A 24,663-nucleotide genomic window follows, 5' to 3' on the forward strand; every position below is an offset into this window, starting at 1 on the left:
GACACCTTGCATGTGAGTGAATGGTGGCCATTATGGTGATCCGAAACCGGAAAGCTTTGTTCAAAAAGACAAATATTAGCTATTGGAAAAGGATCTATTTGTCACATCAAACAAATCAGTTATCGAGATTGAGCCCGAGATAGAGCAGAAACTTGTCGTCTAACTTGTTGAAATTCAAGCCAGTTATCTGCTCTATCCGGCCAATGCGATAGCGCAGCGTATTGGGGTGGATGAACAGGATTTCGGCACAGCGATGAAGATCACAATCCTGCAAGAAATATTGGCGCAGGGTTTTCAGTAGCGTTCCCTTTGCATCCTCTCGCGCCAGCTTCTGCAGGGGGGCACGCAGCTGATCCGCCTGCCAGGAGTCCGCCAGACTGCCGAGCAGCACCGGCAAGCGATAATCCTCGAAGAAGTAGACCTGCTTGCGGGGGGCCTGGCGCATGCCGCGGCGCAAGGTATCCCGCGCCGTCTGGTAGGAGCGTGCCAGCCCGTCAATCCCGGCGAAGTAATCACCCACCGCGATGCGCACCTTGAAGTGGGGAATGCGCGCCAGCAGCTGCTTGATGCGACCCCGCTCCTGCTCCGACTGCCACACCTCGTCCACGATCTGGGCCGGTTTGAGCACTACTATCTCGTCCAGCCCATGGATGGCCACCAGATTGTCCCGCTCCGGATGTTCCAGCTGATGGACCAGCTCCCGCAAGCGGGCCGGATCCGCCTCCTCCAGCGCCAGTACCGCTACCACTCTGGGCTGGGCCAGATCCAGTCCGAGGAAGCGGGCCGCCTGCAGCAGCTGGTCGACCTTGCCCTCCCCCCGGATCAGCTGCAGCACCAGCTCCTCCTTGTGGCGCTTGTCCCACTGCAGCTGCTCGGTGAGCGCCGCCTGCTCCAGAATGAGTTCGGCGGTCATCCGCACCAACTCGGCGTAAGCACGAACGATGTCCGGATCGCCAGAGATGCCGATGACCCCCAGCAGCTCCCCCTGATAGGCGATGGGCAGGTTGATGCCGGGGCGCACCCCTTTCAACTCGCGGGCGGTGGCTTCGCTGATCTCCACCACCCGGTTCTCGGCCAGCGCCAGCACGGCCCCCTCGTGACGCTGATGGAGCCGCTCCGGATTACCGGAGGCAATGATGAGTCCGTGTTCATCCATCACGTTGACCGAGAACGACAGGATCTTCATCGCCCGACTGACAATCTGCTGCGCGAGTGTGTCATTTAGCTGCATAACATCTCCGGACAAGGGACGACGGGTGGCCCTCCAACCCGCAGCGGGAAGGCAAAGATGCCACATCATCAAGACAAGCGAGAGGGGGATCGCTAGAATAGGCCACTTTACCCGATGTGTGCCCCGCCATGGAGCAGGAATTTGGTGCTTTCACCTCTGCCCGGGCCGGCCCATCCCTCCGAGATATGGACTCTGCTATGGATTATGAATTTCGCCGCGATCCGTTCGGTGGCTATCGCGCCCGGTTCTCCATGGGCCACGAGGCCATCGGTCAGTGGCTGATCGACGAAGTGGGCAAGGATGAAGAGAAGATTGACGAACTGTTTGCCATCATCGATCAGCTCTCCAACCGCACCCGCACCGAGTACCGGCTGCTTGGCGGCGACTACTCCCTGCTGCTGACCCACGAAGAGGCCGAGGTGAAAGCCAACGCCCTCAATATCGAGCTGGACGAGGATCTCGACGATCTCGCCTACTACGATGATGAACAGCTGGCCATGTGCGGGCTGGAAGATTTTGCCCAGGTGCTGGTCTCCTGGCGCGCCTTTATCCGCAACGAGGATATGGGCTGATCACCCTATTTCGGGCAAGCATGCCCTCTGCCTAACCAACAGGATTGACTATGTCTATTTACGATTTTGATGACGAACTGCCGGAAGACGAGCTGGATCAACCGAAGAAACCCGCCCAGCCCAAGAAGAAGGGCAAACAGGTGCTCAACACCCAGGTCAACCTGAGCCCGCGCGATGCCAGCCGCCTGAACGGTCTGCACGTCGAAGCCATCACCACCCTGGATGACGTGAGCCTGCCGAAGAACGTGATCTTCAAGGCCGGCCTCATCGCCCTGGGCGAGCTGGACGCCAACGCTCGTGCCGACATCATCGCCCGCGTGATCGCCGAATCCGGCCGTTGATACGTCCCTGAATGCCAAAAGCCGGAGCCCATGCTCCGGCTTTTTTTATGTTGGCGCGGCCGTGACGGGTGGGGATCCGACCAACTTATTGAGCCTTGTGTCACGGGATCCACCGTTGTTAAGGTGTGGCCTTCCGCTGCCAAGGAGATTCAATTTTGCCCCTACCCGATTCCCTCATCTGGGCTGCGCTGGCGCTGGCCGTGCTGCTCTGTCTCGCCCGCCAACGCTTGCCCGGCCTGATCCTGCTCGGCATCTCCCTGCTGCTGGCGCTCTGGCTGGAACGCATCACCCCCGTCGCCCTGCTGGCAAGCCTGGCAGGATTGCTGCTGGCCTGGCACACCCCGACTCTGCCCACCCCCTGGCGAAGTGGTGCACAAGGGCTGGTGCTGTTGTGGGCCATCGCCCTGATGCTGCACCTCATCCCAGGCTTTCACAATCTCAAGGTGCTGGATCAGGTGCTGGCCGGGCCGGACAGCGTGCCATTCAACATGTATCTCAATCTGGACAAGCCGCTGGTCTTCTTTGGCCTGCTGCTGGCCTGGCCCGGTTTGCTGGGTCCGGGCGGCACTATCCGCTGGCGCGCGCTCGCCCTGCTGCTGTTGCCGCTGGCGGCGCTGCTGATCTGCGCCTGGCAGCTGGGAGCGCTGAGGCCCGAGGTGGGACTGCCTCACTGGTGGTGGCTGTTTGCCTTCAACAATCTGCTGTTCACCTGCGTAGCGGAAGAGGCGCTGTTTCGCGGCGTGATCCAGCAGGAGATCGCCCGGCGCGGCCGGCTCTGGCTGGGCATTCTGGTGGCCAGCCTGCTGTTCGGGGCGGCGCACCTGGCCGGTGGCCCACTGCTGGTACTGTTTGCCGCCCTGGCGGGGGCCTGTTACGGGCTGGCGTTCCATTTCAGCGGGCGTCTGAGCGTCGCCATCGTCGTCCACTTTCTACTGAACTTCGCCCACCTGGCCCTGTTTACCTACCCGCTGGCCCGCTGAACCTCAGCCGCGCGGGGGCTTGCCCCTGAACTGCTTGATGCTGCGCTTGGCCTGGGTACGGCGATTGGCCTGCTTGTCCCGCGGTGCCCGCTTGCCCTCGCCGCTCGCGGGCTTGTCGGTCACCGGGAAATCGCCGAGCTCGGCCAGTGGCAGCTCGCGCCCGGTGAGGGTTCGGATCGCGGCCAGGGTTTCGGCCTCGCCGTGGCAGGTGAGCGAGATGGCCAGACCGCTGCGCCCGGCCCGGGCGGTGCGGCCGATGCGATGCACATAGACGGGGGTGCTGGCGGGCAGATCCAGGTTGATCACCACGGGCAGAGCCTCCACATGGATGCCGCGCGCCATCAGATCGGTGGCCACCAGCACCCGAACCTTGCCTGCCTTGAAATCTGCCAGCGCCTGTTCTCGCTGCGCCTGCTCCTTCTCGCCATGGAGGGCAGCCACCGCGATGCCCGCCTTGGCAAGCTTGCGGGCAACCCCGTCCGCATCGTCCCGCGCGCTGATAAACACCAGCACCTGAGGCCACGCCTCCTCCCCGAGCAGCTTGATGAGCGCCGGTACCTTGCTGCTCTTGTTGACCAGATAGAGCCGCTCCTCGATATCGCTCGCCACGCTGTTGAGCGGATCCGCCTCGACTCGCAGCGGATCCGTCAGCAGGCCGCTGGCCAGCCCGTCCAGCTCGGCAGGCAGGGTGGCAGAGAAGAGCAGGGTCTGGCGGGTGGCAGGAGTCAACCCCAGGATCATCCGGATATCGGGCCAAAAACCCATCTCCAGCAGGCGATCCGCCTCGTCCAGCACCAGGCTGCGTAGCTCGTCGAGCGCCAACAGCTGCTGGTTAAGCAGATCCCGCAGCCGCCCCGGCGTCGCCACCAGCAGTTGTGGCCCTGCTGTCAGTTCGTTCTGTTGCAGCTCCTGCGCCACCCCGCCGCACAGAGTCACCATGCGCACGCCCAGCGCCCCGGCAACCCCTGCCAGCGCAACGTTCACCTGGGCGGCCAGCTCGCGAGTCGGCACCAGCACCAACCCCTGCACCTGGCGGGCGGCTGGGTCCAGCCGCTGCAACAGCGGCAGACCGAACGCCAGGGTCTTGCCGCTGCCGGTACGGGCCAGCGCCAGCAGATCCCGTCCCGCCAGCGCCGCCGGAATGGTCAGTTGCTGAATGCGGGTCGGGGTGTGCAGCTGTTCAGGCAGGGCGGCCAGCAGAGCAGGATGAAGGGCAAGTTCGCGAAAAGTCATGGCGCTACGTCGTTGAAGAAGTGGGAGGCGAAGTCTAGCCAGCGCAAAGGGAGAAGTAAAAGAAAGGTCGCCGTGCAGGCGCCCTGGCGCCGCAGCCGACCATAAAAATAACGGCCAGCCCTGTCGGCAGACAGGGCTGGCCGTCGGGCCATCAGAACGAACGCTGAATTACAGGGCGGCCAGGGCGGCAGCGTAGTTCGGCTCGTCGGCGACTTCGGCCACCAGCTCGCTGTGCAGCACCTTGTTGTTCGCATCCAGCACCACGATGGCGCGGGCAGTCAGCCCCACCAGCGGGCCGGAGGAGAAGGCCACGCCGTAATCTTCCATAAAGGCGGCACCACGCAGGGTGGAGAGGGTTACCACCTTGTCCAACCCTTCGGCGCCGCAGAAGCGGGACTGGGCGAACGGCAGATCGGCGGAGATGCAGAGCACCACGGTATTGTCCAGGGCGCTGGCCTGCTCGTTGAACTTGCGTACCGAGGTGGCACAGGTCGGGGTGTCAACGCTCGGGAAGATGTTCAGGATCTTGCGCTGACCGGCGAAGTTCGCCAGGGTCACATCGGAGAGATCCTTGGCCACCAGGGAGAAGGGCTTGGCCTGCTCACCGGCAACCGGGAAGTGACCGGCGACGGAGACGGGGTTGCCTTGCAGAGTGACTGAACGGCTCATGTGTTATGTCCTTTATGGGTGTTGTAACTATCCGGATCGCCAGTATAGGCGGGCGAGGGCCCGACAAACACCCGCCAACATCAGGGATATCGGGAACTCTCGCCCTCGACACCGGGCCGGCAAACTGCCGCCAGAAACTGACTGAAGAATAAAGGGGGATTGACCTTGGACATAACACCAAGGTTTACACTGAATCCAGTCATCAAGGAGCCCGCAGGGGCGAGCTCCCGCCAAGAGGAACCCTGTATGAGCAAATCCTGCTGCAGCTATCAGCATGCTACCTCTCCCATCAAGGCCGTCAGCAAGGCGACTACTGGCCAATCTGAACATAGGCACGACAGCCACTGCTGCGACAACGTGGCGCCGGCCAGCAGTTGCTCCGGCAAGACCGCCCACGAGCATCAGACGCACCCGACCGGCGAGTCACCGGAAGAGGCCGAACCTCCTCAAGGGAGTTGTCACGGCCAGGGTTGCTGTAGCCAGCCCTCATCCCATGATCATGACCATGAGCATCATGAACACGGCGAGGCTACCGACGCGGGCGAGCCGCTGGCGGCCCCCGCTGGCAACAGTCAGCGCCACAGCTGGCAGGTACTGGGGATGGACTGCCCCAGCTGTGCCCGCAAGATAGAGACAGCCGTCGGCCGGGTCGAGGGGGTGCAGCAGGCCCGCGTACTCTTTGCCACCGAAAAACTGGTGGTGGATCTGGCCCCCGGCCTCTCCCCCGATCCCGTCACCGCCGCCGTGCTGGCCGCCGGTTTCCAGCTCAGGGATGCCACCCAGGCCAGGCAGCAAGAGGAGAAGAGCCGCAGCCCCCTGATGATCCTGCTCGGCAAATATTGGCAACCCCTGTCGCTGGCCAGCCTGATGCTGGTGGCGGCCCTGCTGCCGGACGAATTCGGTCAGCCCCTCTTTACCCTGGCCACCCTGTGGGGCCTGTGGCCCATCTCCCGCAAGGCCTGGTCACTGACCAGGAGCGGCTCCCCCTTTGCCATCGAGACCCTGATGACGGTCGCCGCCGTTGGCGCCCTGTTCCTCGGCGAAACCGCCGAAGCCGCCATGGTGCTGCTGTTGTTTATGCTGGGCGAGCACCTGGAGTCCTACGCCGCAGCCCGCGCCCGTGCGGGGGTCACAGCCCTGATGGCGCTGGTGCCTGACAAGGCGGTGCGCATCCGCACCGGTTTACAGGGTCAGCCACAAGGTGAGATCCGGGAAGAGGTGGCGGCCGAAGATCTTCGCCCCGGCGACATCATCGAAATTTCTCCCGGAGCCCGTTTGCCCGCGGATGCCAGATTGCTCGACGACCTTGGCACCTTCGACGAAAGCGCCCTGACCGGGGAATCCATTCCGGTAGAGCGCAGCAAGGGGGAAAAAGTGCCCGCCGGTAGTCTGGCGGCAGATCGAGTGGTGCGTCTCGAGGTGGTTTCGGAACCGGGCAACAACGCCATCGACCGCATTCTGCACCTCATCGAAGAGGCAGAGAGCCAGCGCGCCCCCATCGAGCGCTTCATCGACCGCTTCAGCCGCTGGTACACCCCGGCCATCATGCTGGTCGCCCTGCTGGTGGTGATCATCCCTCCCCTCGCCTATGGCCAGCCCTGGGACGAGTGGGTCTATCGCGGGCTGGCGCTGCTGCTCATCGGTTGCCCCTGCGCCCTGGTGATCTCTACCCCGGCGGCAGTCACCTCTGCCCTGGCGGCCGCGACCCGGCAAGGGGCTCTGATCAAGGGTGGAGCAGCGCTGGAGCGGCTGGCCCATATCGATACCGTCTCCTTCGACAAGACCGGCACCCTGACCCTGGGCAAGCCGCAACTGACCGAGCTGGTGAGCCTCAATGGCCAGGCCGAGAGCGAGCTGCTGGCGCTGGCGGCGGCTATCGAACAGGGGTCCCATCACCCGCTGGCCAAGGCCGTGGTGACGGCGGCCAGTGAACAGGCGCTGACCCTGGCTGCAGCCCGGGACCTGCGCGCTCTGCCAGGCATGGGGGTTGAAGGGCGCATCGACGGCACCCTCTGGCAACTGCTGGCACCGAGCCGGGTGGCCACCCTGAGCCGCGAGCAGAACGAAAGGATCGCCACGCTGGAGCAGCAAGGCAAGACGGTGGTGGTGCTCTGCCAGACCCGTGACGATGCGGCCACACCGGTTGCCCTGCTGGCCCTGCGGGATCAGATCAGGCCGGATGCGGCGGCGGCGCTGCAGGAGCTCAGGGTACTGGGGCTGCAGGGTATCATGTTGACCGGGGACAACCCGCGCGCCGCCGAGGCCATTGCCGGCGAGCTCGGCATGGACTGGCGCGCCGGTCTGCTGCCGGAAGACAAGGTGCAGGAAATAGCCAAGCAGGCCACCCGACAGAAGGTCGCCATGATAGGAGATGGCATCAACGATGCTCCCGCCATGAAGCGCGCCAGCATCGGCATCGCCATGGGGGGCGGTACCGACGTGGCGCTGGAGACCGCCGACGCCGCGCTGACTCACAACCAGCTCGGTGGCATCGCCGCCATGATCCGCCTCTCCCGTGCGGCGCTGGCCATCATCCACCAGAATATCGCCCTGTCGCTCGGGCTCAAGGCCATCTTCCTGGTCACCAGCCTGCTCGGCATCACCGGGCTCTGGATCGCGGTGCTGGCCGACACTGGCGCCACCGCGCTGGTCACCGCCAACGCCCTGCGTCTGCTGCGCAAGCGCTGATCCCGTCAAGGCATTAATCGCCACATCCACAAGCCGCCCCCGACAGGGCGGCTTTTCTTTGCCCATTTATCGGACGACGACATAGAAAAAGCGCGCCTGCCGGTCGGCAGTCGCGCTTTGCTTACTCTCTCGGGATTATCCCACCCTTGGCGAGGTGGAATTCAACCCGGGGACGCCGAGCCATCCCCCGGGCTCTATGGGTCTGCTTACCCCGCGGACTCGGTCACGCTGACGCTCAGGGTCGGATGCTCCTTGTCCATGGCATTCAGGACAAACCGGTAGCTGCCCGCCTTGTCCAGCGTCATGCCGATATCATCCCCTCCCTTGCACAGGGTAAGCGGTGCCGCCGTCGCCAGCACATCGGTGGCCTCACACTTGCCGTAATTGAGCGCTCCCCAGCTGGCATCCGCAATCTTCAGGGTCGTCTCACCCAGTTGCGCCTCGGCAACCGGCATGGTCAACTCATACACATAGTTGCCACTGAAGGTCAGCTGGTTGACGGGATCCCACTGGCCGAGGAAGCCACGCACGAAGACATTGGTCATGCCAAAGGGTGGCAGCGTACTGAGGTCCGTCTTCTTGCCGACTGGCAGCCCCGTGCCCTGGGCCCCGCTCTGGGGCTTGACGAACACGGCGGCAGACCAGGCACCCAGCGTCAACTGGCCACCGGACACCGCGGCTCCGCGGGCTATGCTGTCACTGCTGTCGTGAGCCGGGCTCAGCACCAGACCGGCGAGATCGATGGGCTGATCCGCCCCGTCGCGGAAATCACCGATGCTCCGGCTCTGGTTGGTGGCGTTGATCATCACCACCAGACCGTCGATGGCCGGATCCAGATCCGCACCGGCGGCCATGCCGTCATCCACCGTCATCACGATGAGGCCGGGCACCTGATCCGGTCCGGTATTGCGAAAATCAACCCGCTTGATCACTTCGGCCCCACTGCCCAGACGCAGCAGACGAGAAGATTGACGCAGCCTGGCCAGCTCCTGGTAGAAGCCCACCATGGTCGCCATATCGGCACCGCTCGGCTTGGCATGCTGACCGAGCACCTGATCGATCAGCGGATAGTTGTCGCCATCCTTATCCTTGCGCGGCAATCCCTTGTCAAAGTTGTTGTCAGCCAGGGTGTAATCGACCCGGTTGTACCAGTCCCCCGAGTCGTAGCTGTCCCGCTCCATGGACTTGGAGCGCAGCAACTCGACGCCGGCGTGGGTGAAGGGAATGCCCTGCCCCAGCATGGCGGTAGCCAACGATACCCCCTGCATCCGCACCAGATCGGCTCCCGCCGGCGCCTTGTAGATCAGGTTGTCGAACAGGGTCTGGTTGTCATGCTTGGAGACATAGTTCTGGATCTCGGTCGGATCCTGGGCATAGCCGGCAGGCTGACCGTTGTAATCGATCTCGGCCCCCTTCATCGGGATGCCGTCCTTGTCGGTCAGCACGAACTCCTTGAGGTTGCCGGCCATGCCGAGACGCACCAGATCGGCCTGATGCAAAGCGGTGGCCAGCTCGACGCCATCCAGCTCGTTGGGATCCACAAAGGCGCCATTGCCAAAGCCCTGGGTCTTGCGAATGGTATCGCCACCGTCGAACGGACTGCCGCCGCGCACCGCATCCCGCAACCGATCCGAGAAGGATCCGATGCCGGTCCCGGCCAGGTGCTTCTGGGTCGCCTGCACGAAGCGCTTGTCATCCTGCACCTCACCGAAGTTCCACCCCTCGCCGTAGAAGTAGATCTCGGGGTTGACCTTCTTCACCGCCGCCAGCGCCTGCACTATCTGATCTTTCGGGTGATGGCCCATCAGGTCGAAGCGGAAGGCATCGATCTTGTAGTCGCGAGCCCAGGTCACCAGGGAGTCATCCACCAGCTTGGCGAACATGGCGTGTTCCGGCGCCGTGTTGGAGCAGCAGGTGGAGTTCTCGACCGAGCCGGTCTCCGGATTGAGGCGCTGATAGTACCAGGGCACTATCTTGTCGAGCACCGACTTGGGCCCCAGGCCTGCCTCGTTGGTGTGGTTGTAGACCACGTCCATCACCACGTTCATGCCGATGTTCTGCTTGATGGCCTTGACCATTTCGCGAAACTCCAAGATGCGCTGGCTGCCCTCGGCGTTGGTGGCATAGGAGCCTTCCGGCGCCGTGTAGTGATAAGGATCATAACCCCAGTTGAAGGAGTCGACGCCGCGCAGATAGCCGTAGAGCGACTGTGCCTGTTCGCCACGCGGATCCAGGGTTTCCAGCACGGAGGCGATGGTCTGGCCGCCGCCACAGTAAGCGCCAAAGGCTGAATTCTGCACCTCGGGGTTGACCTGGCACAGCTTGCTGAAGTCATCGCCGATATTGGCCACCTTGGCCGGGTCCTCGTTGATGGTCGCGATGTCGAACACCGGCAGCAGGTGCAGGTGGCTGACGCCGCTCTGCGCCAGGGATTGCAGGTGCCTGACCGGTACCGTATCGCTCTCGGCCAGGCCGAGAAACTTGCCGCGGTGCTCGGCCGGGGTGGAGTCGTCGTTGCCGGTCAGATCGCGGACATGGGCCTCGTAGATGATGATGTCAGCCGGGTTCCGCTGGCGGTGGGGAGCCTTTAGCTCGTCCCAGCCGGCCGGCTTGAGGGCCGGATCGTCGAGATCCACCACCTGGCTGAACTCGGAGTTCATCGCCAGGCTCAGGGAGTAGGGGTCGGTCACCTGATAGGATTCCAGCTTGCGGCTGACCGGGTGATAGACCTGGATGTCGTAACGGTAGAACTTGCCTACCAGCTCGCTGCCGCCCTGTACGCTCCAGCTGCCGCTGGCTTCGTCCAGGATCATGGCGCGCTCGCCGAGCGACTTGTGCTGCTCGTCAAACAACGCCAGCTTGACCATTCTGGCGGTCGGCGCCCACAGCCGGAAGGTGACATTGCCCCCCTCCACCACGGCGCCATAGGTCAGCTTGGTGGCCGCCTCGCTGTAGAGGGCATCGAGGGCGCCGGCGCTCTGCACCAGGGTCGCCCCCTGCAGAATGCCGTCGGCGTCGGTGCCGATGGCCACCAGCTCACCCTTGAGCAGCGGCTTGAGATCCGCAGCCGAAGGCAAGGCGAAGGCGGCGGCATCCTTGAGATGCGGATACTTGGCCTGCTGCTCGGCAGTCAGGCTGGTCGGGGTAAGGGTGATGTAGGGGAAGTCGAACACCCCTTCCGCGTTGGCCTTGATGGTGCCGGAGTCGGTGTAGTAGAGGCGGACATGGGGTTTGTCCTTGCCCCCCTGCCAGATCAGGGTGTTGCCGTCGATCAGGTGGGCACTGGCGCCCGCCACGCCGAAGGCGGCGGTGAAGGCCTCGGCCCGGCTGTCGAAGATCTCGTTCTTGCCGGCGACGATGGCCACGGTGCGATCCGGATGATCGCTGAAGACCACCTTCATGTCGCTGCCGGTCAGGTTGGCCAGATCGCCGTTGCGGGCGATAAAGTTGATGCACCCTTCCACCTTGGCCAGCGGGATCACCCAGGCAGGGCCAAAGCTGTCGGCCGCCGTCGGCGTATTGCTCTTGTCATCCCAACCGCCATTCAGACCGCTATCGGCAGTGGCGGAACACGCTTCGTTGTTCCAGAGATGAAGACTATGACTGGCGAAGGGGCCATCCACCCCGCGGGCGGCACTGGTCTGGGTATCCACCAGGGCGATGACCGCCTGATTGTCACCCGCCATCAGCAATTCGGCGGGGGCCTGCACCTTGGGCAGACGGGCGACAGGCCCGTCCTCGGTGCCGGGAGGGACGGTCACATCCGGGTTGGTAGGGATCTCGGGGTTGGTAGGCACATCAGGGGTGGTAGAGCCGTTGTCATTACAGCCAGACAAAAGCACGAGCAGTGAGGCTGTTGCCAGCGCCACCTTGGTCTTTTTCATATCCATGATTTTTATAATTCCCGCTGTAGTTAGTCTCGATAGTCGAGCACCCGGTCGTTGCCAGGTGGTGCCATATTAATCAGCGACAATCGTTTCAAATGTGAGCGGGTGGGCAAAAAAACCGACCAGTTTCAACAAGATAACGTTTTCAAACTGAAACTTGGATCCGGCTCACAGACCTTTCCGGCATTTGGCTCCATATCTAGAAAATGCCTGTCACAGGGTCAGAAAAACCATTTCCGATCAAGTGGATATACAAGGAGCAAGGGATGAAAAGGATTGAGGAACAAGCCAGACAGCTTGATCAGGAGTACCAGGCCATTGCCCAGCTGTTCGACCAGTTTTGCCAGCAGGCGGGCACGCTCGCCGAGCAGTACCAGTTCTTCAGCTGGCCGGACTATGAAGATTCCCCTCCCCTGAGTCGCGCCTTCACCCTGCTGGGAGAGCCCCGCGAGCTGCGCCTGCATTGCCAACCGGGAGAGCGGGGCGCCCTGCATGGGCTGATCCAGGTGGTCACGGAGGATGAGAGCATAGATGCCAGCCTCGGCTTTCGCGCCGATGGCCAGCTGTTGCTGGAGTCGGGCAAGCTGCTGGACAACCCGCCCGGGCTGCTGCTCAAGCTGCTGCTGGGGGCCATCTGGCAGCACAAGCCCGAGCCGGAAAACAACGGCCACACCCATTGAGGCCGGGGCCTCATTCCACCATAAGCAGGAAAAGCGCGCCTAAACGGAGCAAAGAGGGCCGTCCGACCAAAGAAAAATGCCAGTCAGCATTCACTGACTGGCATCGACAAGGCTCGGGCCGGGATCAGATGGCGACGGGCGCCTTGATACCAGGATGGGGATCGTAACCCTGGATCTCGAAGTCCTCGAACTGGTAGTCGAAGATGGAGTCCGGCTTGCGCTTGATCACCAGGGTCGGCAGCGGGCGCGGCTCGCGGGTGAGCTGCAGCGCGGTCTGCTCCATGTGGTTGGAGTAGAGGTGCACGTCGCCGCCGGTCCAGACGAAGTCGCCCACTTCCAGACCACACTGCTGGGCCATCATGTGGGTCAGCAGGGCGTAGCTGGCGATGTTGAACGGCAGGCCGAGGAAGACATCGCAACTGCGCTGGTAGAGCTGGCAGGAGAGTTTGCCGTCCGCCACATAGAACTGGAAGAAGGCGTGGCAGGGAGCCAGCGCCATCTTGTCCAGCTCGCCCACGTTCCAGGCAGAGACGATGATGCGACGGGAATCCGGATTGTGCTTGATGTCATCCACCGCCTTCTGGATCTGATCCACCACGCCGCCGTCGGCGGTCGGCCAGGAGCGCCACTGGGCGCCATAAACCGGGCCCAGATCGCCGTTCTCGTCGGCCCACTCGTCCCAGATACTGACGCCATTTTCTTTCAGATAGGCGGTATTGGTGTCGCCATTGAGGAACCAGAGCAGCTCGTGAATGATGGAGCGCAGGTGGCACTTCTTGGTGGTCACCAGCGGGAAGCCTTCGGCCAGGTTGAAGCGCATCTGATGGCCGAACAGGGAGACGGTGCCGGTGCCGGTACGGTCGGACTTGACGGTGCCCTCATCCAGGATCTTCTGCATCAGGTCGAGATACGCTCTCATTATTTTGCCTCCTTCACGGCATTACCAAACAACTGCGGGCGCTTGTAGGCGGCCCAAATCATCAGGGCTCCGATGAGGATCATCGGGGTGGACAGGATCTGGCCCATGCTGATCTCGTTGAAGTAGAGACCCAGCTGGCTGTCCGGCTGGCGCACAAACTCCACCAGGAAGCGGAACAGGCCGTAGAACAGCAGGAACATGCCGGAGATGGCTCCGCGCGGCGGATGCTTGCGCCAGAACAGGTTGAGGATGATGAACAGCACCACCCCTTCCAGGGCGAACTGGTAGAGCTGGGACGGATGGCGCGGCTCCGGACCCGCCTCCGGGAAGATGATGGCCCAGGGCACATCGGTGATCCGGCCCCACAGCTCGCCGTTGAGGAAGTTGCCGATGCGGCCGACCCCGAGACCAAACGGAATGAGCGGCGCCACGAAATCGGCCACGGTGAAGAAGTGGCGCCTGGTCTTGTGGGCAAACCAGATCATGGCGGTGATGACGCCGATGAGGCCACCGTGGAACGACATGCCACCGGTCCAGATCTTGAACAGGTAGGTCGGATCCGCGAGGAAGAGATCGAAGTTGTAGAACAGGACATAGCCGACTCGGCCACCCAGGATCACCCCGAGAAAACCGTAAAACAGCAGATCGGAGACCTCGTCACGGGTCCAGCCACTGCCCGGCTGGGCGGCGCGGCGCCCCGCCAACCACATGGCAAACGCGAAGCCGAACAGGTACATGAGACCATACCAGCGTACCGATAGTGGTCCCAAACTGAATGCTACGGGATCAATCTGCGAGAAAACCCAATATCCGTCGTGCTGCATAAGCGGCCCCAGTCATAAGAAAAGCCGCATTCTCCGATCAATTGCCAGCGGGAACAAGACTGAATATCAATCGGGCAACTTGACCTTGTGGCCAGCCCGCAGCAAGCCGCCCAGCCCATGCTCTTCCAGATAGCGGGCAAACAGGCCGCGCAGCATGTGGGGATTGTCGTGCTTGAGGCCGTCCGCCAGCAGCGTGGTCAACTCATCCAGCCGGGACTGGCGCAGCACGTACTTGATTCGGGCGATGTTGTGGGTGTTCATGCTGAAGCGGCGATAACCCATGGCCAGCAGCAGGAGCACGCCGACCGGATCCCCGGCCAGTTCGCCACAGACCGAGACCGGCTTGTGGTAGCGGCGAGAGGCATCGGACAGCAGTTGCAGGGCGCGGATCACCGCCGGATGGAAGGCGTCATAGATGCTGGCAACCCGGGCGTTGTTGCGATCCACCGCCAGCAGGTACTGGGTCAGGTCATTGCTGCCCACCGACCAGAAGTCGATGAGGGGGGCCATCTCCGGCAGGATATAGAGGGCGGAGGGCACCTCTATCATCACCCCGAGACTGGGGTAGCGGATCTCGGCTCCCCGGCCGGCTGCCTCTTCCGACACTTCCCGCCAGGCCTGATCCAGCAGGCGGCGGGAGGCCTTGATCTCGTTCACGCTGCTGATCATCGGCAGCATGATGGCCAGATTGTCGAGCCCTTCGCTGGCCCGCAGCATCGCCTTGAGCTGCACCAGGAACAGCTCGGGGTGATCCAGGGTGAGCCGGATCCCTCGCCAGCCAAGGAAGGGGTTCTCCTCGACGATGGGGAAATAGGGCAGCTGCTTGTCGCCCCCTACGTCCAGAGTCCGCATGCAGACGGGGCGATTACGGTAAGTCTCCAGGATGCCGCGATAGCGGGCGGTTTGCTCCCATTCGGACGGGAAGCTGTCCTGCAGCATGAAGGGGATCTCGGTGCGATAGAGACCGACCCCGTCTGCCAGATGATTGAGGGCTATCTCGGTATCGGCGCTGAGGCCGGCGTTGAGCAGCAGGGAGACGGGGGTGCCATCGGCGGTTTCCGACGGCTGGTTGTCGACGCTGCGCACCAGGGTGTCGAGGGCCCGCTCCTCATTGAGCAGCTGGCGATACTCGGTGAGGATCACCTGGTTGGGCTCGATGAAGAGATCGCCGCTGTAGCCATCGACCACCAGCATGCGACCACCGATGTCGCCAAGCGGCAGATCCACCCCCATGATGGCCGCCACCCCCATGGCGCGAGCCAGGATGGCGGCGTGGGAGTTGGTGCCCCCCTTGAGGGAGACCACGCCGCTCAGAAACTCGCGCGGGACTTCGGCCAGTATGGTGGCGGTCACCTCATCGGCGACCAGCACCACGGGTTCACCGATGGAGATATGTTCCGGTTCGTTTTGCACCAGTCGGCTGATGAGGCGCAAGGCGATATCCTTCACATCGGCGGCGCGCTCCTGCAGATAGGGATCCTTCATCCCCTTGAACTGCTCGATCAGACGATCGCTGATGATCTTGACCGCCGAGACCGCCGTCCAGTGCTCCTTGCTCACCTTGTTGCGGATCGGCTTGATGTAGCCGGGATCGTTCAGCAGGTGCAGGTAGATATCGAAGATCGCCACCGAGTCCTGGCTGTAGCTCTCGCGAAAGCGCAGCGCCAGGCTCTCCAGATCGTGGCGCACCTCCTCCACCGCCTCTTCCAGCCGAGCCAGCTGCTTGCCGTGCTCCTCATCCTTACGCGGGGTGATGGAGTTGAGCGCCTTGCGGGGCCGCCACACCCAGGCCTTGGCCATGGCGATGCCGCTGGCCCCGGCGATGCCGCGCAGGGGCTTGCTCCAGTCGGTCTTCTGCAGCCACCCCTTGGCCTGTGCCTGGGCGATGCGCGCCGCCAGCTGGGCCGCCAGGGTGACCATGAAGGACTCTTCCCCCTCATCGAAACGGCGACTCTCTTTCTGCTGCGCTACCAGGATGCCGACCACCTGGCGCTGATGCATGATGGGGGCGCCGAGGAAGGAGCGAAACGCCTCCTCGGCCACATCGGGCAGAAACTTGAAGCTGGGGTGCGCGGGGGCATCGGCCAGGTTTATCAGCTCTTCACGCTGACCCACCAGACCGACGATGCCCTGCTCGAAGGGCAGAGTGACCTTGCCAACGGCAGAGGGGGCCAGACCATCGGTGGCCGCCAACCGGTAGCGGCGCATGTCGGGTTCCGAGACATAGACGGAGCAGCAGTCCACCTTCATGGCATGCCGGGTCTGGCTGACCAGGGCCTGCAGGGCTTGCTCGAGGGTATTGGCCTCGGCCATGCTCTCGACGATACGTCTCAGTTCCGTTAACAACTAATCTGTGCTCCTTAGCGTGCGCGATGGCGCCGCCCATCCTTCTTGTTGACCTGGGTTGCCGCGACCGGCATCGCCAGCGGGGCAAATTCCTTCATGACCCGACGATAAACCTCCCGTTTGAACGAGACAACCTGGCGCACCGGGTACCAGAAGCTGACCCAGCGCCAATCATCGAATTCGGGATGGCCATGACAGCCAAACTGGATCCGGGACTCCCTGCCCGAATTCAGCTGCAACAGGAACCATTTTTGTTTTTGGCCAATACAGACCGGTGAACTGTCCCAACGGACGAGACGCTTGGGTAAACGATACTTTAGCCAGTTACGACTGGTGGCCAATATGGTCACATCTTCGGGCTTGAGGCCAATCTCCTCATATAGCTCTCGATACATGGCCTGTTCCGGCGATTCACCATCATCAACCCCCCCCTGCGGGAACTGCCAGGAGTGCTGCCCATAGCGCTTAGCCCACAATACTTGTCCGTCACGGTTACAGATCACGATACCGACATTGGGACGAAATCCGTCGCCATCAATCACGTGATCACCTTATAAAGGCTGAATCTATAAAGAGATTGTTCCACATTCACCCCGTGGCAGCAAACAAGGAGTGAATCCCCCGTTTCATGAATAACTTTCAATTTCAAACATACTTATAAACAAATCGCAGGATCTGCGATGGCAAGTTGCCCACCCAGACTGTGCATAAAGCTGTTAGTAAACGGGTATATACAGTACTTTTTGATGATGAGTAAAAATGCCAACGGTATATCCCCATCCCGTAGCCAACAAGTAAAAACATTATTATACATATAGTTAAATGTAAAATAGCGCTTCTGGATCCTCGATGGCGACCCCGCAGGATCCACGCCATGGATTGTGAACAAGTCCAACTGTTCAAAGATCCACCACGGCCAAATTATCCACAGGAGTGGCACACTATCTGCCCGCTTTCCCCTGTAAAAATGGGGCGGCATTCACATTTTTTTGTAACATCTCGGCGACTCTTCCCAGTTACATTCACTTATCCAAGATTTCTGTGGATAACTGTGTGCAACATCAGGCACAAACCCTTGGACAACTGTTTCAAGCTAAAAAGCCACTCTTTACTGGCCTCGATAAAATAACCAAAACCCTTTAAAATCATTGAGATGTGCTGATAACAGCCAAATTATCCCCATTTGCCCGTCTCCATGCAGGATCGGCTATAAAAACAGCGATCCTTCTCTGGATCCAGGCTGGCGAGGAGAGAGCGAACAAGATGGAACCAAGTATGCCGACCAATCCCCAATCCGAGCAGGAGTTGCTGGCCCGTGCCTATGCCATGGCAGGTCTCACGCTGGCCCAGCTGGCTGCACAGGCGGGCATAGCCGTTCCCGGGGATCTGCGCCGGGACAAGGGTTGGGTCGGCCAGCTGATAGAATGGCAGCTGGGTGCCAGTGCCGGCAGCAAGCCGGAGCAGGACTTCCCGGATCTCGGGATCGAGCTCAAGACGATCCCCATCGATCCTCAGGGCAAACCGCTGGAAACCACCTTCGTCTGCGTTGCCCCGTTGATCGGTGTCACCGGCCAGCGCTGGGAGGAATCGAACGTGCGCAACAAATTGTCACGGGTACTCTGGATCCCGGTGGAAGGTAGCAGGGAGATCCCCATCGGGGAGCGCAGAGTCGGTATGCCGCTGATGTGGAGCCCGAACGAAGAGGAGGATCGACTGCTGCGTCAGGATTGGGAAGAGCTGATGGACATGATAGTGCTGGGAGAAGTGGAGCAGATCAGTGCTCGCCACGGCCAGGTGATGCAACTACGACCCAAGGCGGCCAACAACAAGGCGCTGACCCGGGCCATCGGCCGTGATGGTCAGCCCATCATGACGCTGCCACGGGGCTTCTATCTCAAGATCAACTTTACCCACGGCCTGCTGCAACGCCATTTCGCCCTGCCGGTTTGACCTGCTGTATCAACATCCTTGTCATAAGCTGGTATAAAAATAGGCAGCATCTATTTTTTGTACTCACTGACAAGGAGGCGTCATGCCACTCATCAAGCAATTCCTCAAATCAAAACCCGAAGTCAAAGTCACCTTTGCCGTGGAGAAAGAGGCGGCCGCCGGCGCCGAGCAGGTTCGCCTGCTGGGCGAATTCACCCAGTGGCAGCCGGTCGATCTGAAAAAGATGAAGAGCGGCGAGTTCAAGACCACCCTCAACCTGCCCACCGACGGGCCCGGTTATTTCGAATATTGCTACCAGCTCATCACCCCAGAGGGAGAGACCCTCTATGACAACGACTGGGAGGCCGATGGCTATGTGCCAGGCCCCTTCGGGCGGGATAACTCCGTGGTACGGGTGAATCAGTAAGGCTCCCCCGCTAGCAGATACAAAAAAGGCTCGCCATTGGCGAGCCTTTTCACTACCTGTCGAGCTTTCGCCGACATATCGACACCAATTCGAATCGAATTAGTTGAGCTTCTCTTTGATACGAGCAGCTTTACCGGACAGGTTGCGCAGGTAGTACAGTTTGGCGCGGCGAACATCACCACGACGCTTCAGTTCTACACTGTGGATCAGCGGAGAGTGAGTCTGGAATACACGCTCAACACCTTCGCCGTTGGAGATCTTGCGAACGGTGAAAGCAGAGTGCAGACCGCGGTTACGCTTGGCAATCACGATGCCTTCGAAAGCCTGCAGACGCTCTTTACCACCTTCTTTAACACGAACTTGAACACGTACGGTGTCGCCCTGGGCAAAAGCCGGGATGTCGGTACGCATTTGCTCTTGTTCAAGCTGCTGAATAATCTTGCTCATTGTCTTTCCTTACCTAGGATAAACTGAAAACTCTACTTAACGCTGTCACGCACTTCGCGGACATACTCGGCAAGAAGTGATTCTTGCTCGTCAGTCAGAGCTAGGTTGTTAATAAGTTCCGGCCTTCTTTGCCAGGTTCGTCCGAGCGATTGCTTGAGACGCCAGCGTCGAATCACTTCGTGATTGCCGCTTGTCAGCGCCTCGGGCACCGCCAGCCCATCCAACACCTCCGGCCGAGTATAGTGGGGATGATCCAGCAAGCCATCCGTAAAGGAGTCCTGCTCGGCACTGGCCTGATCACCCAAAACCCCAGGGACCAGACGCGAAACCGCATCGATCAGGGTCATGGCAGGCAACTCGCCACCACTTAACACGTAATCCCCGATAGACCACTCTTCGTCGACTTCGGTTTGTATCACGCGTTCATCGATACCTTCGTATCGACCGGCAACCAGAATCAGTTTCTGATTCGTCGCCAACTCGGTTACGCCCGCTTGAGTCAGCTTGCGTCCCTGAGGAGAGAGATAGATGACTTTCGCCCCGTCTCCCGCCGCTTGCTTGGCTGCATGAATTGCGTCACGCAGCGGCTGAACCATCATTAACATGCCGGGCCCACCACCATAAGGACGATCATCGACCGTACGGTGCTTGTCGTGGGTAAAGTCCCGGGGGTTCCAGCACTCAATCTGCAGCAGGCCACTCTTGACGGCCCGACCCGTTACCCCGTGCTCGGTAATGGCTCGGAACATTTCAGGGAAGAGGCTAATCACCCCAATCCACATAAGAAACCTCCGGCACTCGTGTTACCGCGGGAAACTAGAAACCAGGATCCCAATCAACTTCGATTGTTCGAGCAGTCAGATCAATATTCTTGATCACCTGCTCTTCCAGGAACGGAATCAACCGCTCCTTTGCACCAAAGGCATCTTTTACATTGGCCTCAACCACCAACACATCGTTGGAGCCGGTTTCCATCAATTCGGTCACCTTGCCCATGTCGTATCCCTTGGTGGTCACTACGGAGCAACCAATCAGGTCACGCCAGTAGAACTCGCCCTCGGGCAACGCAGGCAACAGATCGGCGGGTACGCCAATCTCAACGTTGGTCAATGCCAGGGCTTCCTCGCGCACGTCGATACCATCGAGTTTGCAGATCAGACCCTTGTTGTGACGTTTCCAGGACGAAACCCGAATTTCACGCCACGCCCCGTTCTGATTGATCAGCCAGGGGTTGTAATCGAAAATCGCTTCGGCAACATCGGTGAAGGAGTTCACTTTAAGCCAACCCTTGATGCCGTAAACGGTACCCAGGGTGCCCAGAACTACAGGTTTTTCCACCTTAACTCCTTACCGTCTGGCTGATTAAGCAGCTTTGGCAGCGTCTTTGATCAGCTTGGCAACGCGCTCAGAAACAGCGGCACCAGTAGCAACCCAATGCTCGATACGAGCCAGGTCCAGGTTCAGCTTTTCAGCGTTACCAGAAGCAACCGGGTTGAAGAAACCAACGCGCTCGATGAAACGACCGTCGCGGGCGTTACGGCTGTCAGCAACTACTACCTGGTAGAACGGACGCTTTTTCGCGCCACCACGTTGTAAACGAATGGTTACCATATCGTCCTCATTAACATCTAATGAACAAGGCCCGCAAACACGCGGACCCTAGCTTAAAATAAGCCGCATAATTCTACTTGGATTCGTAATAATTGCAACCAAGCCAGCCATTTTTTGCGCAGGGCAGTAATGAAAAGGGCCTGCTGCTGGCAGACCCTCTCTCAATACGGCATGGATGATCAGAACGGGCCGCGACCGCCACCAAAGCCGGGGGGCATCATATTCTTCATCTGGCTCATCATCTTGCGCATGCCGCCCTTGCCGGACATCTTCTTCATCATGCGCTGCATCTCGGTGAACTGCTTGAGCAGCTTGTTCACGTCCTGCACCTGCATGCCGGAGCCCGCGGCGATACGGCGCTTGCGGGAGCCCTTGATGAGATCGGGATGGGCACGCTCCTTCGGCGTCATGGAGCTGATGATGGCCTCCATGCGCACGGTGAGCTTGTCATCCATCTGATCCTTGACGTTGTCCGGCAGGCCGGACATGCCGGGCAGCTTGTCGAGCATCCCCATCATGCCGCCCATGTTGCGCATCTGGGCCAGTTGCTCGCGGAAGTCTTCCAGATCGAAGCCTTTGCCGCTCTTGACCTTGCTGGCCAGCTTGGCAGCCTTCTCCTTGTCGACGTTGCGCTCCACCTCTTCGATGAGTGACAGCACATCGCCCATGCCGAGGATGCGGGAGGCGAGACGATCCGGGTGGAACGGCTCCAGCGCATCGGTCTTCTCACCCATACCGATGAACTTGACCGGCTTGCCGGTGATGTGGCGAACCGACAGGGCGGCACCACCACGGGCGTCACCGTCCGCCTTGGTGAGGATCACGCCAGTCAGCGGCAGCGCCTCGTTGAACGCCTTGGCGGTGTTGGCGGCATCCTGACCTGTCATGGCGTCGACCACGAACAGGGTCTCTACCGGCTTGATGGTGGCGTGGAGGTGCTTGATCTCCTCCATCATCTCGCCATCGACGTGCAGACGACCGGCAGTATCGACGATCACCACGTCATAGAACTTCTTGCGCGCCTGATCGATGGCCGCGTTGGCGATATCGACCGGCTTCTGGCTGGCATCGCTCGGGAAGAAGTCGACGCCGATGTCGCCGGCCAGTGTTTCCAGCTGCTTGATGGCCGCGGGACGGTAGACGTCGGCACTGACTACCAGCACCTTCTTCTTGTTGCGTTCCTTGAGCAGCTTGGCCAGTTTGCCAACCGTGGTGGTCTTACCGGCACCCTGCAGACCCGCCATCAGGATGATGGCCGGTGGCTGGGCAGCCAGGTTGAGCTGTTCGTTGGCCTCCCCCATCACGGTGACCAGTTCGCCGTGGACAATCTTGATGAAGGCCTGGCCCGGACTCAGGGACTTGGCCACTTCCTGGCCAACCGCCCGCTCCTTGACACGGGCGACGAAATCACGCACCACCGGCAGGGCGACGTCCGCCTCGAGCAGCGCCATGCGGACTTCGCGCAGGGTATCCTTGATGTTCTCTTCGGTCAGGCGACCACGGCCACTGACATTGCGCAAGGTGCGCGAGAGTCGTTCTGTCAAATTCTCAAACATGACGCATTCCGGTTCTTGGCGTAACAAATGGGGGGCATTATAACCCAGAGCTGGCGCGAGAACGATTATTCACCGCACTGTCGCAGTAAGCGCCTTCCTCCTTATATATGGGCAGATCGGCGGCAGCACAACTGGCGAGCATATCTTGTGCAAGGTATACTGCCCCTCTTATATCCCTAAATGCTTGTGCAACAACGACCTGGTTATGATCGTGATCTCTGTTCTGGCCCTGGCGTTCTATCTGCTGGCCATCGTCGCCTCCCTGCATCTGTTACTGAGCGCCAAGCCGGTGGGACAGCGCCCCCTGTTCGCCTGCATCGGACTGGCCCTGATGACTCACGCTAGCGCTCTCGGCTCGGAAGTGCTACTGAGTTCCGGCCAGAACCTGAGCATGCTCAACGTGGCCTCGCTGGTCAGTCTCATCATCAGCTGCTTCATGACCTGCGTCACCCGCCGCTTCAACGGCTGGATCCTGCTGCCGGTGGTCTACAGCTTCTCGGCCCTGCTGCTGGCCGCCAGCGCCCTCATTCCCGGTCGCTACATCACCCATCTGGAGGCCCATCCCCAGCTGTTGCTGCACATCGGCCTCGCCCTGATGGCCTATTCGGTATTGATGATCGCCTGCCTGTTTGCACTGCAGCTCGCCTGTCTGGACAAGCAGCTGAAATCGAGAAAAATCAGCCAGCTGCCGGCCATGCCGCCCCTGATGACGGTCGAGAAGCGCCTGTTCCAGCTCATCTCTGCGGGTGTGTTGCTGCTCACTCTTTCCATCGCCTCCGGCCTCTTCTTCCTTGAGGATATGTTCGCCCAAGGCAAGTCCCACAAGGCCGTGCTCTCCATCCTGGCCTGGTGCGTCTATGTACTGCTGCTGTGGGGCCATCACACCTATGGCTGGCGCGGCCGCAAGGTGATCACCCTGAGCCTGATTGGCAGCGTCATCCTGACCCTGGCCTACTTCGGCAGCCGCTTCGTCAAAGAAGTGCTGTTGAGCTGACCCGTTTTCCCCTTTAGCGACACCATCCACAGGAGCCCTTCTTGGACAGCATCTCAACGAGCACATTGCTGATTGTTCTCGTTTTCTTGATCCTTCTATCCGCCTTCTTCTCCAGTTCCGAAACCGGTCTGATGTCCATCAACCGCTACAAGCTGCGGCATCTGGCACAGACCAAACACAAGGCAGCACGCCGCGTCGAGCAACTGCTGTCCCGACCCGATCGCCTGCTGGGGCTGATCCTGATCGGCAACAACCTGGTCAATATTCTCGCCTCCGCCATCGCCACCATCGTCTGTATCCGCCTGTTTGGCGATCTCGGGGTAGCCGTCGCCACCTTCGGCCTGACCCTGGTGGTACTGGTCTTCGGCGAGGTCACCCCCAAGACCCTGGCGGCCATGTTCCCGGAGAAGATCGCCTATCCCGCCTCCTGGGTGCTCAAGGGATTGATGGTGCCCCTCTCGCCCTTCGTCTGGATGATCAACGGCATCACCAGCGGTCTGCTCAAGATGCTGAAGATCAATCCGAACAAGGATGACTCCCTCAATACCGAGGAGCTGCGCACTATCGTCAACGAGGCGGGCAACCTGATCCCCCAGCGCCACCAGGAGATGCTGCTCAGCATCCTGGATCTCGACAAGATGCTGGTCGAGGACATCATGGTGCCCAGAAATGATATCTACGCCATCGACATCAACGACGACTGGAAGACCATATTGCGCCAGCTGGCCCACTGCGCCCATACCAAGATCCTGCTCTATCGCGACAACATCGACGACGTGGTGGGCTTCCTGCACGCTCGCGACGCCCTGCGCCTGATGGCCAAGGATCAGTTCAACAAGTCGAGCCTGCTGCGGGAAGTGGACGAGATCTATTTCATTCCGGAAGGGACGCCCCTCAACGTGCAGCTGGCCAAGTTCCAGCGCAACAAGGAGCGGATCGGCCTTATCGTCGATGAATATGGCGATATCCAGGGTCTGATCACCCTGGACGACATCCTGGAAGAGATTGTGGGTGACTTCACCACCTCCATGACCCCGGCACCCAGCGACGAGATCCACCCCCAGCCGGATGGCACCTTCCTGGTGGAGGGCTCGGCCAACGTGCGCGAGCTGAACAAGGAGATGAACTGGCAGCTGCCCATCGACGGTCCGCGGACCCTCAACGGCCTGATCCTCGAATACCTGGAGGAGATCCCCCAGCCCAACATCGGTATCCGGCTGGCGGGCTATCCCATCGAGATCCTGGAAGTGGAGAACAACATGGTCAAGATGGCGCGGATCATGCCGGCATCCTATCGTCCGGACACCCACGACGAAGATTGAAAAAGGG

The 24,663-nt window shown here is 60.8% G+C and carries 22 protein-coding genes; 9 read left to right on the forward strand and 13 right to left on the reverse strand.

Going from position 1 to position 24,663, the window contains the following annotated elements:
* Positions 1 to 115 precede the first annotated feature (115 nt).
* Complete coding sequence (locus I6L37_RS01405; protein ID WP_026457864.1) at positions 116 to 1,231, reverse strand: sugar diacid recognition domain-containing protein; 1,116 nt, start codon at positions 1,229 to 1,231, stop codon at positions 116 to 118.
* A gap of 197 nt (positions 1,232 to 1,428) precedes the next feature.
* On the opposite strand from I6L37_RS01405, the gene I6L37_RS01410 reads away from it, so the two are divergent.
* The 3 genes from I6L37_RS01410 to I6L37_RS01420 all read left to right on the forward strand — a co-directional run bounded on the left by I6L37_RS01410 (position 1,429) and on the right by I6L37_RS01420 (position 3,124).
* A complete protein-coding gene (locus tag I6L37_RS01410; protein WP_026457863.1) occupies positions 1,429 to 1,803 on the forward strand; it encodes a YacL family protein in 375 nt (124 codons plus the stop codon).
* 50 nt (positions 1,804 to 1,853) lie between these two features.
* Positions 1,854 to 2,144 carry a hypothetical protein gene (locus I6L37_RS01415; RefSeq protein ID WP_026457862.1) on the forward strand — a complete coding sequence of 97 codons (291 nt, stop codon included), beginning with the start codon at positions 1,854 to 1,856 and terminating at the stop codon, positions 2,142 to 2,144.
* 152 nt (positions 2,145 to 2,296) lie between these two features.
* Positions 2,297 to 3,124, forward strand: a complete 828-nt coding sequence (locus tag I6L37_RS01420) for a CPBP family intramembrane glutamic endopeptidase (protein ID WP_216994106.1) — start codon at positions 2,297 to 2,299, stop codon at positions 3,122 to 3,124.
* Positions 3,125 to 3,127: 3 nt separating this feature from the next.
* On the opposite strand, the gene I6L37_RS01425 is transcribed toward I6L37_RS01420, so the two are convergent.
* Both I6L37_RS01425 and tpx read right to left on the reverse strand, forming a co-directional pair.
* Positions 3,128 to 4,357 (reverse strand): DEAD/DEAH box helicase, encoded by a 1,230-nt coding sequence (locus I6L37_RS01425; RefSeq protein WP_216993094.1) that lies wholly within the window; start codon positions 4,355 to 4,357, stop codon positions 3,128 to 3,130.
* A gap of 168 nt (positions 4,358 to 4,525) precedes the next feature.
* Positions 4,526 to 5,026, reverse strand: coding sequence for a thiol peroxidase (tpx, locus tag I6L37_RS01430; protein WP_216993095.1), 501 nt, complete (start codon positions 5,024 to 5,026; stop codon positions 4,526 to 4,528).
* Between the two features lie 246 nt (positions 5,027 to 5,272).
* Here tpx and I6L37_RS01435 point away from each other — a divergent pair, with 246 nt between their 5' ends.
* Entirely contained in the window at positions 5,273 to 7,714 is a 2,442-nt protein-coding gene (locus I6L37_RS01435) for a zinc/cadmium/mercury/lead-transporting ATPase (protein WP_216993096.1), read from the forward strand.
* A gap of 206 nt (positions 7,715 to 7,920) precedes the next feature.
* Here the strand turns inward: I6L37_RS01435 and pulA are convergent, their stop codons facing one another.
* Positions 7,921 to 11,604: a pullulanase-type alpha-1,6-glucosidase gene (gene pulA / locus I6L37_RS01440; protein WP_254203533.1), complete on the reverse strand. Its 3,684-nt coding sequence runs from the start codon at positions 11,602 to 11,604 to the stop codon at positions 7,921 to 7,923.
* 263 nt (positions 11,605 to 11,867) lie between these two features.
* Between pulA and I6L37_RS01445 the strand changes: the two genes are divergently transcribed.
* Positions 11,868 to 12,281 carry a hypothetical protein gene (locus I6L37_RS01445; protein ID WP_201941893.1) on the forward strand — a complete coding sequence of 138 codons (414 nt, stop codon included), beginning with the start codon at positions 11,868 to 11,870 and terminating at the stop codon, positions 12,279 to 12,281.
* Between the two features lie 124 nt (positions 12,282 to 12,405).
* Here I6L37_RS01445 and thyA read toward each other — a convergent pair whose 3' ends face one another.
* The 4 genes from thyA to rppH form a co-directional block, all read right to left on the reverse strand.
* Positions 12,406 to 13,200 (reverse strand): thymidylate synthase, encoded by a 795-nt coding sequence (gene thyA / locus I6L37_RS01450; RefSeq protein ID WP_026457734.1) that lies wholly within the window; start codon positions 13,198 to 13,200, stop codon positions 12,406 to 12,408.
* Entirely contained in the window at positions 13,200 to 14,024 is an 825-nt protein-coding gene (lgt, locus tag I6L37_RS01455) for a prolipoprotein diacylglyceryl transferase (RefSeq protein WP_026457733.1), read from the reverse strand. Before lgt ends, thyA begins: the two co-directional genes overlap by 1 nt.
* A 66-nt stretch (positions 14,025 to 14,090) precedes the next feature.
* Positions 14,091 to 16,370, reverse strand: a complete 2,280-nt coding sequence (gene ptsP / locus I6L37_RS01460) for a phosphoenolpyruvate--protein phosphotransferase (protein WP_042070447.1) — start codon at positions 16,368 to 16,370, stop codon at positions 14,091 to 14,093.
* A 14-nt stretch (positions 16,371 to 16,384) separates the two neighbouring features.
* The gene (gene rppH / locus I6L37_RS01465) at positions 16,385 to 16,912 is read right to left on the reverse strand and encodes an RNA pyrophosphohydrolase (protein WP_042070448.1); all 528 of its coding nucleotides are present in this window, start codon (positions 16,910 to 16,912) and stop codon (positions 16,385 to 16,387) included.
* 733 nt (positions 16,913 to 17,645) lie between these two features.
* Between rppH and mutH the strand changes: the two genes are divergently transcribed.
* Positions 17,646 to 18,320, forward strand: coding sequence for a DNA mismatch repair endonuclease MutH (gene mutH / locus I6L37_RS01470; RefSeq protein WP_216993098.1), 675 nt, complete (start codon positions 17,646 to 17,648; stop codon positions 18,318 to 18,320).
* Positions 18,321 to 18,402: 82 nt separating this feature from the next.
* Positions 18,403 to 18,726, forward strand: coding sequence for an isoamylase early set domain-containing protein (locus I6L37_RS01475; RefSeq protein ID WP_042070451.1), 324 nt, complete (start codon positions 18,403 to 18,405; stop codon positions 18,724 to 18,726).
* Between the two features lie 99 nt (positions 18,727 to 18,825).
* Here I6L37_RS01475 and rplS read toward each other — a convergent pair whose 3' ends face one another.
* From rplS to ffh, 5 genes are all read right to left on the reverse strand, one after another.
* Positions 18,826 to 19,173, reverse strand: a complete 348-nt coding sequence (gene rplS, locus I6L37_RS01480) for a 50S ribosomal protein L19 (RefSeq protein WP_005308701.1) — start codon at positions 19,171 to 19,173, stop codon at positions 18,826 to 18,828.
* Between the two features lie 32 nt (positions 19,174 to 19,205).
* On the reverse strand, positions 19,206 to 19,955 hold the full coding sequence (gene trmD, locus I6L37_RS01485) for a tRNA (guanosine(37)-N1)-methyltransferase TrmD (protein ID WP_005308699.1): 750 nt from the start codon (positions 19,953 to 19,955) through the stop codon (positions 19,206 to 19,208).
* A 34-nt stretch (positions 19,956 to 19,989) separates the two neighbouring features.
* Positions 19,990 to 20,511, reverse strand: a complete 522-nt coding sequence (gene rimM / locus I6L37_RS01490; protein WP_042026670.1) for a ribosome maturation factor RimM — start codon at positions 20,509 to 20,511, stop codon at positions 19,990 to 19,992.
* 24 nt (positions 20,512 to 20,535) lie between these two features.
* The gene (rpsP, locus tag I6L37_RS01495) at positions 20,536 to 20,784 is read right to left on the reverse strand and encodes a 30S ribosomal protein S16 (RefSeq protein WP_042026671.1); all 249 of its coding nucleotides are present in this window, start codon (positions 20,782 to 20,784) and stop codon (positions 20,536 to 20,538) included.
* A 179-nt stretch (positions 20,785 to 20,963) separates the two neighbouring features.
* The gene (gene ffh / locus I6L37_RS01500; protein WP_216993099.1) at positions 20,964 to 22,340 is read right to left on the reverse strand and encodes a signal recognition particle protein; all 1,377 of its coding nucleotides are present in this window, start codon (positions 22,338 to 22,340) and stop codon (positions 20,964 to 20,966) included.
* 205 nt (positions 22,341 to 22,545) lie between these two features.
* On the opposite strand from ffh, the gene ccsA reads away from it, so the two are divergent.
* A complete protein-coding gene (ccsA, locus tag I6L37_RS01505; RefSeq protein WP_042026762.1) occupies positions 22,546 to 23,334 on the forward strand; it encodes an inner membrane protein YpjD in 789 nt (262 codons plus the stop codon).
* Between the two features lie 41 nt (positions 23,335 to 23,375).
* Entirely contained in the window at positions 23,376 to 24,656 is a 1,281-nt protein-coding gene (locus I6L37_RS01510; protein WP_042070453.1) for an HlyC/CorC family transporter, read from the forward strand.
* The last annotated feature ends 7 nt before the right edge of the window (positions 24,657 to 24,663 follow it).

Origin of the sequence: Aeromonas sp. FDAARGOS 1407, from assembly GCF_019048725.1 — a bacterium.
In the GTDB taxonomy this organism is placed as follows: Bacteria; Pseudomonadota; Gammaproteobacteria; order Enterobacterales; family Aeromonadaceae; genus Aeromonas; species Aeromonas enteropelogenes.

Bases quoted from the DNA above. Each gene is read 5' to 3' on its own strand.
- mutH (WP_216993098.1), top strand. From the start codon at position 17,646: ATGCCGACCAATCCCCAATCCGAGCAGGAGTTGCTGGCCCGTGCCTAT.
- I6L37_RS01425 (WP_216993094.1), bottom strand. From the start codon at position 4,357: ATGACTTTTCGCGAACTTGCCCTTCATCCTGCTCTGCTGGCCGCCCTG.
- I6L37_RS01405 (WP_026457864.1), bottom strand. From the start codon at position 1,231: ATGCAGCTAAATGACACACTCGCGCAGCAGATTGTCAGTCGGGCGATG.
- rplS (WP_005308701.1), bottom strand. From the start codon at position 19,173: ATGAGCAAGATTATTCAGCAGCTTGAACAAGAGCAAATGCGTACCGAC.
- ffh (WP_216993099.1), bottom strand. From the start codon at position 22,340: ATGTTTGAGAATTTGACAGAACGACTCTCGCGCACCTTGCGCAATGTC.
- lgt (WP_026457733.1), bottom strand. From the start codon at position 14,024: ATGCAGCACGACGGATATTGGGTTTTCTCGCAGATTGATCCCGTAGCA.
- I6L37_RS01410 (WP_026457863.1), top strand. From the start codon at position 1,429: ATGGATTATGAATTTCGCCGCGATCCGTTCGGTGGCTATCGCGCCCGG.
- I6L37_RS01435 (WP_216993096.1), top strand. From the start codon at position 5,273: ATGAGCAAATCCTGCTGCAGCTATCAGCATGCTACCTCTCCCATCAAG.
- rpsP (WP_042026671.1), bottom strand. From the start codon at position 20,784: ATGGTAACCATTCGTTTACAACGTGGTGGCGCGAAAAAGCGTCCGTTC.
- pulA (WP_254203533.1), bottom strand. From the start codon at position 11,604: ATGGATATGAAAAAGACCAAGGTGGCGCTGGCAACAGCCTCACTGCTC.
- thyA (WP_026457734.1), bottom strand. From the start codon at position 13,200: ATGAGAGCGTATCTCGACCTGATGCAGAAGATCCTGGATGAGGGCACC.
- tpx (WP_216993095.1), bottom strand. From the start codon at position 5,026: ATGAGCCGTTCAGTCACTCTGCAAGGCAACCCCGTCTCCGTCGCCGGT.
- I6L37_RS01415 (WP_026457862.1), top strand. From the start codon at position 1,854: ATGTCTATTTACGATTTTGATGACGAACTGCCGGAAGACGAGCTGGAT.
- ccsA (WP_042026762.1), top strand. From the start codon at position 22,546: ATGATCGTGATCTCTGTTCTGGCCCTGGCGTTCTATCTGCTGGCCATC.
- I6L37_RS01445 (WP_201941893.1), top strand. From the start codon at position 11,868: ATGAAAAGGATTGAGGAACAAGCCAGACAGCTTGATCAGGAGTACCAG.
- trmD (WP_005308699.1), bottom strand. From the start codon at position 19,955: ATGTGGATTGGGGTGATTAGCCTCTTCCCTGAAATGTTCCGAGCCATT.
- I6L37_RS01475 (WP_042070451.1), top strand. From the start codon at position 18,403: ATGCCACTCATCAAGCAATTCCTCAAATCAAAACCCGAAGTCAAAGTC.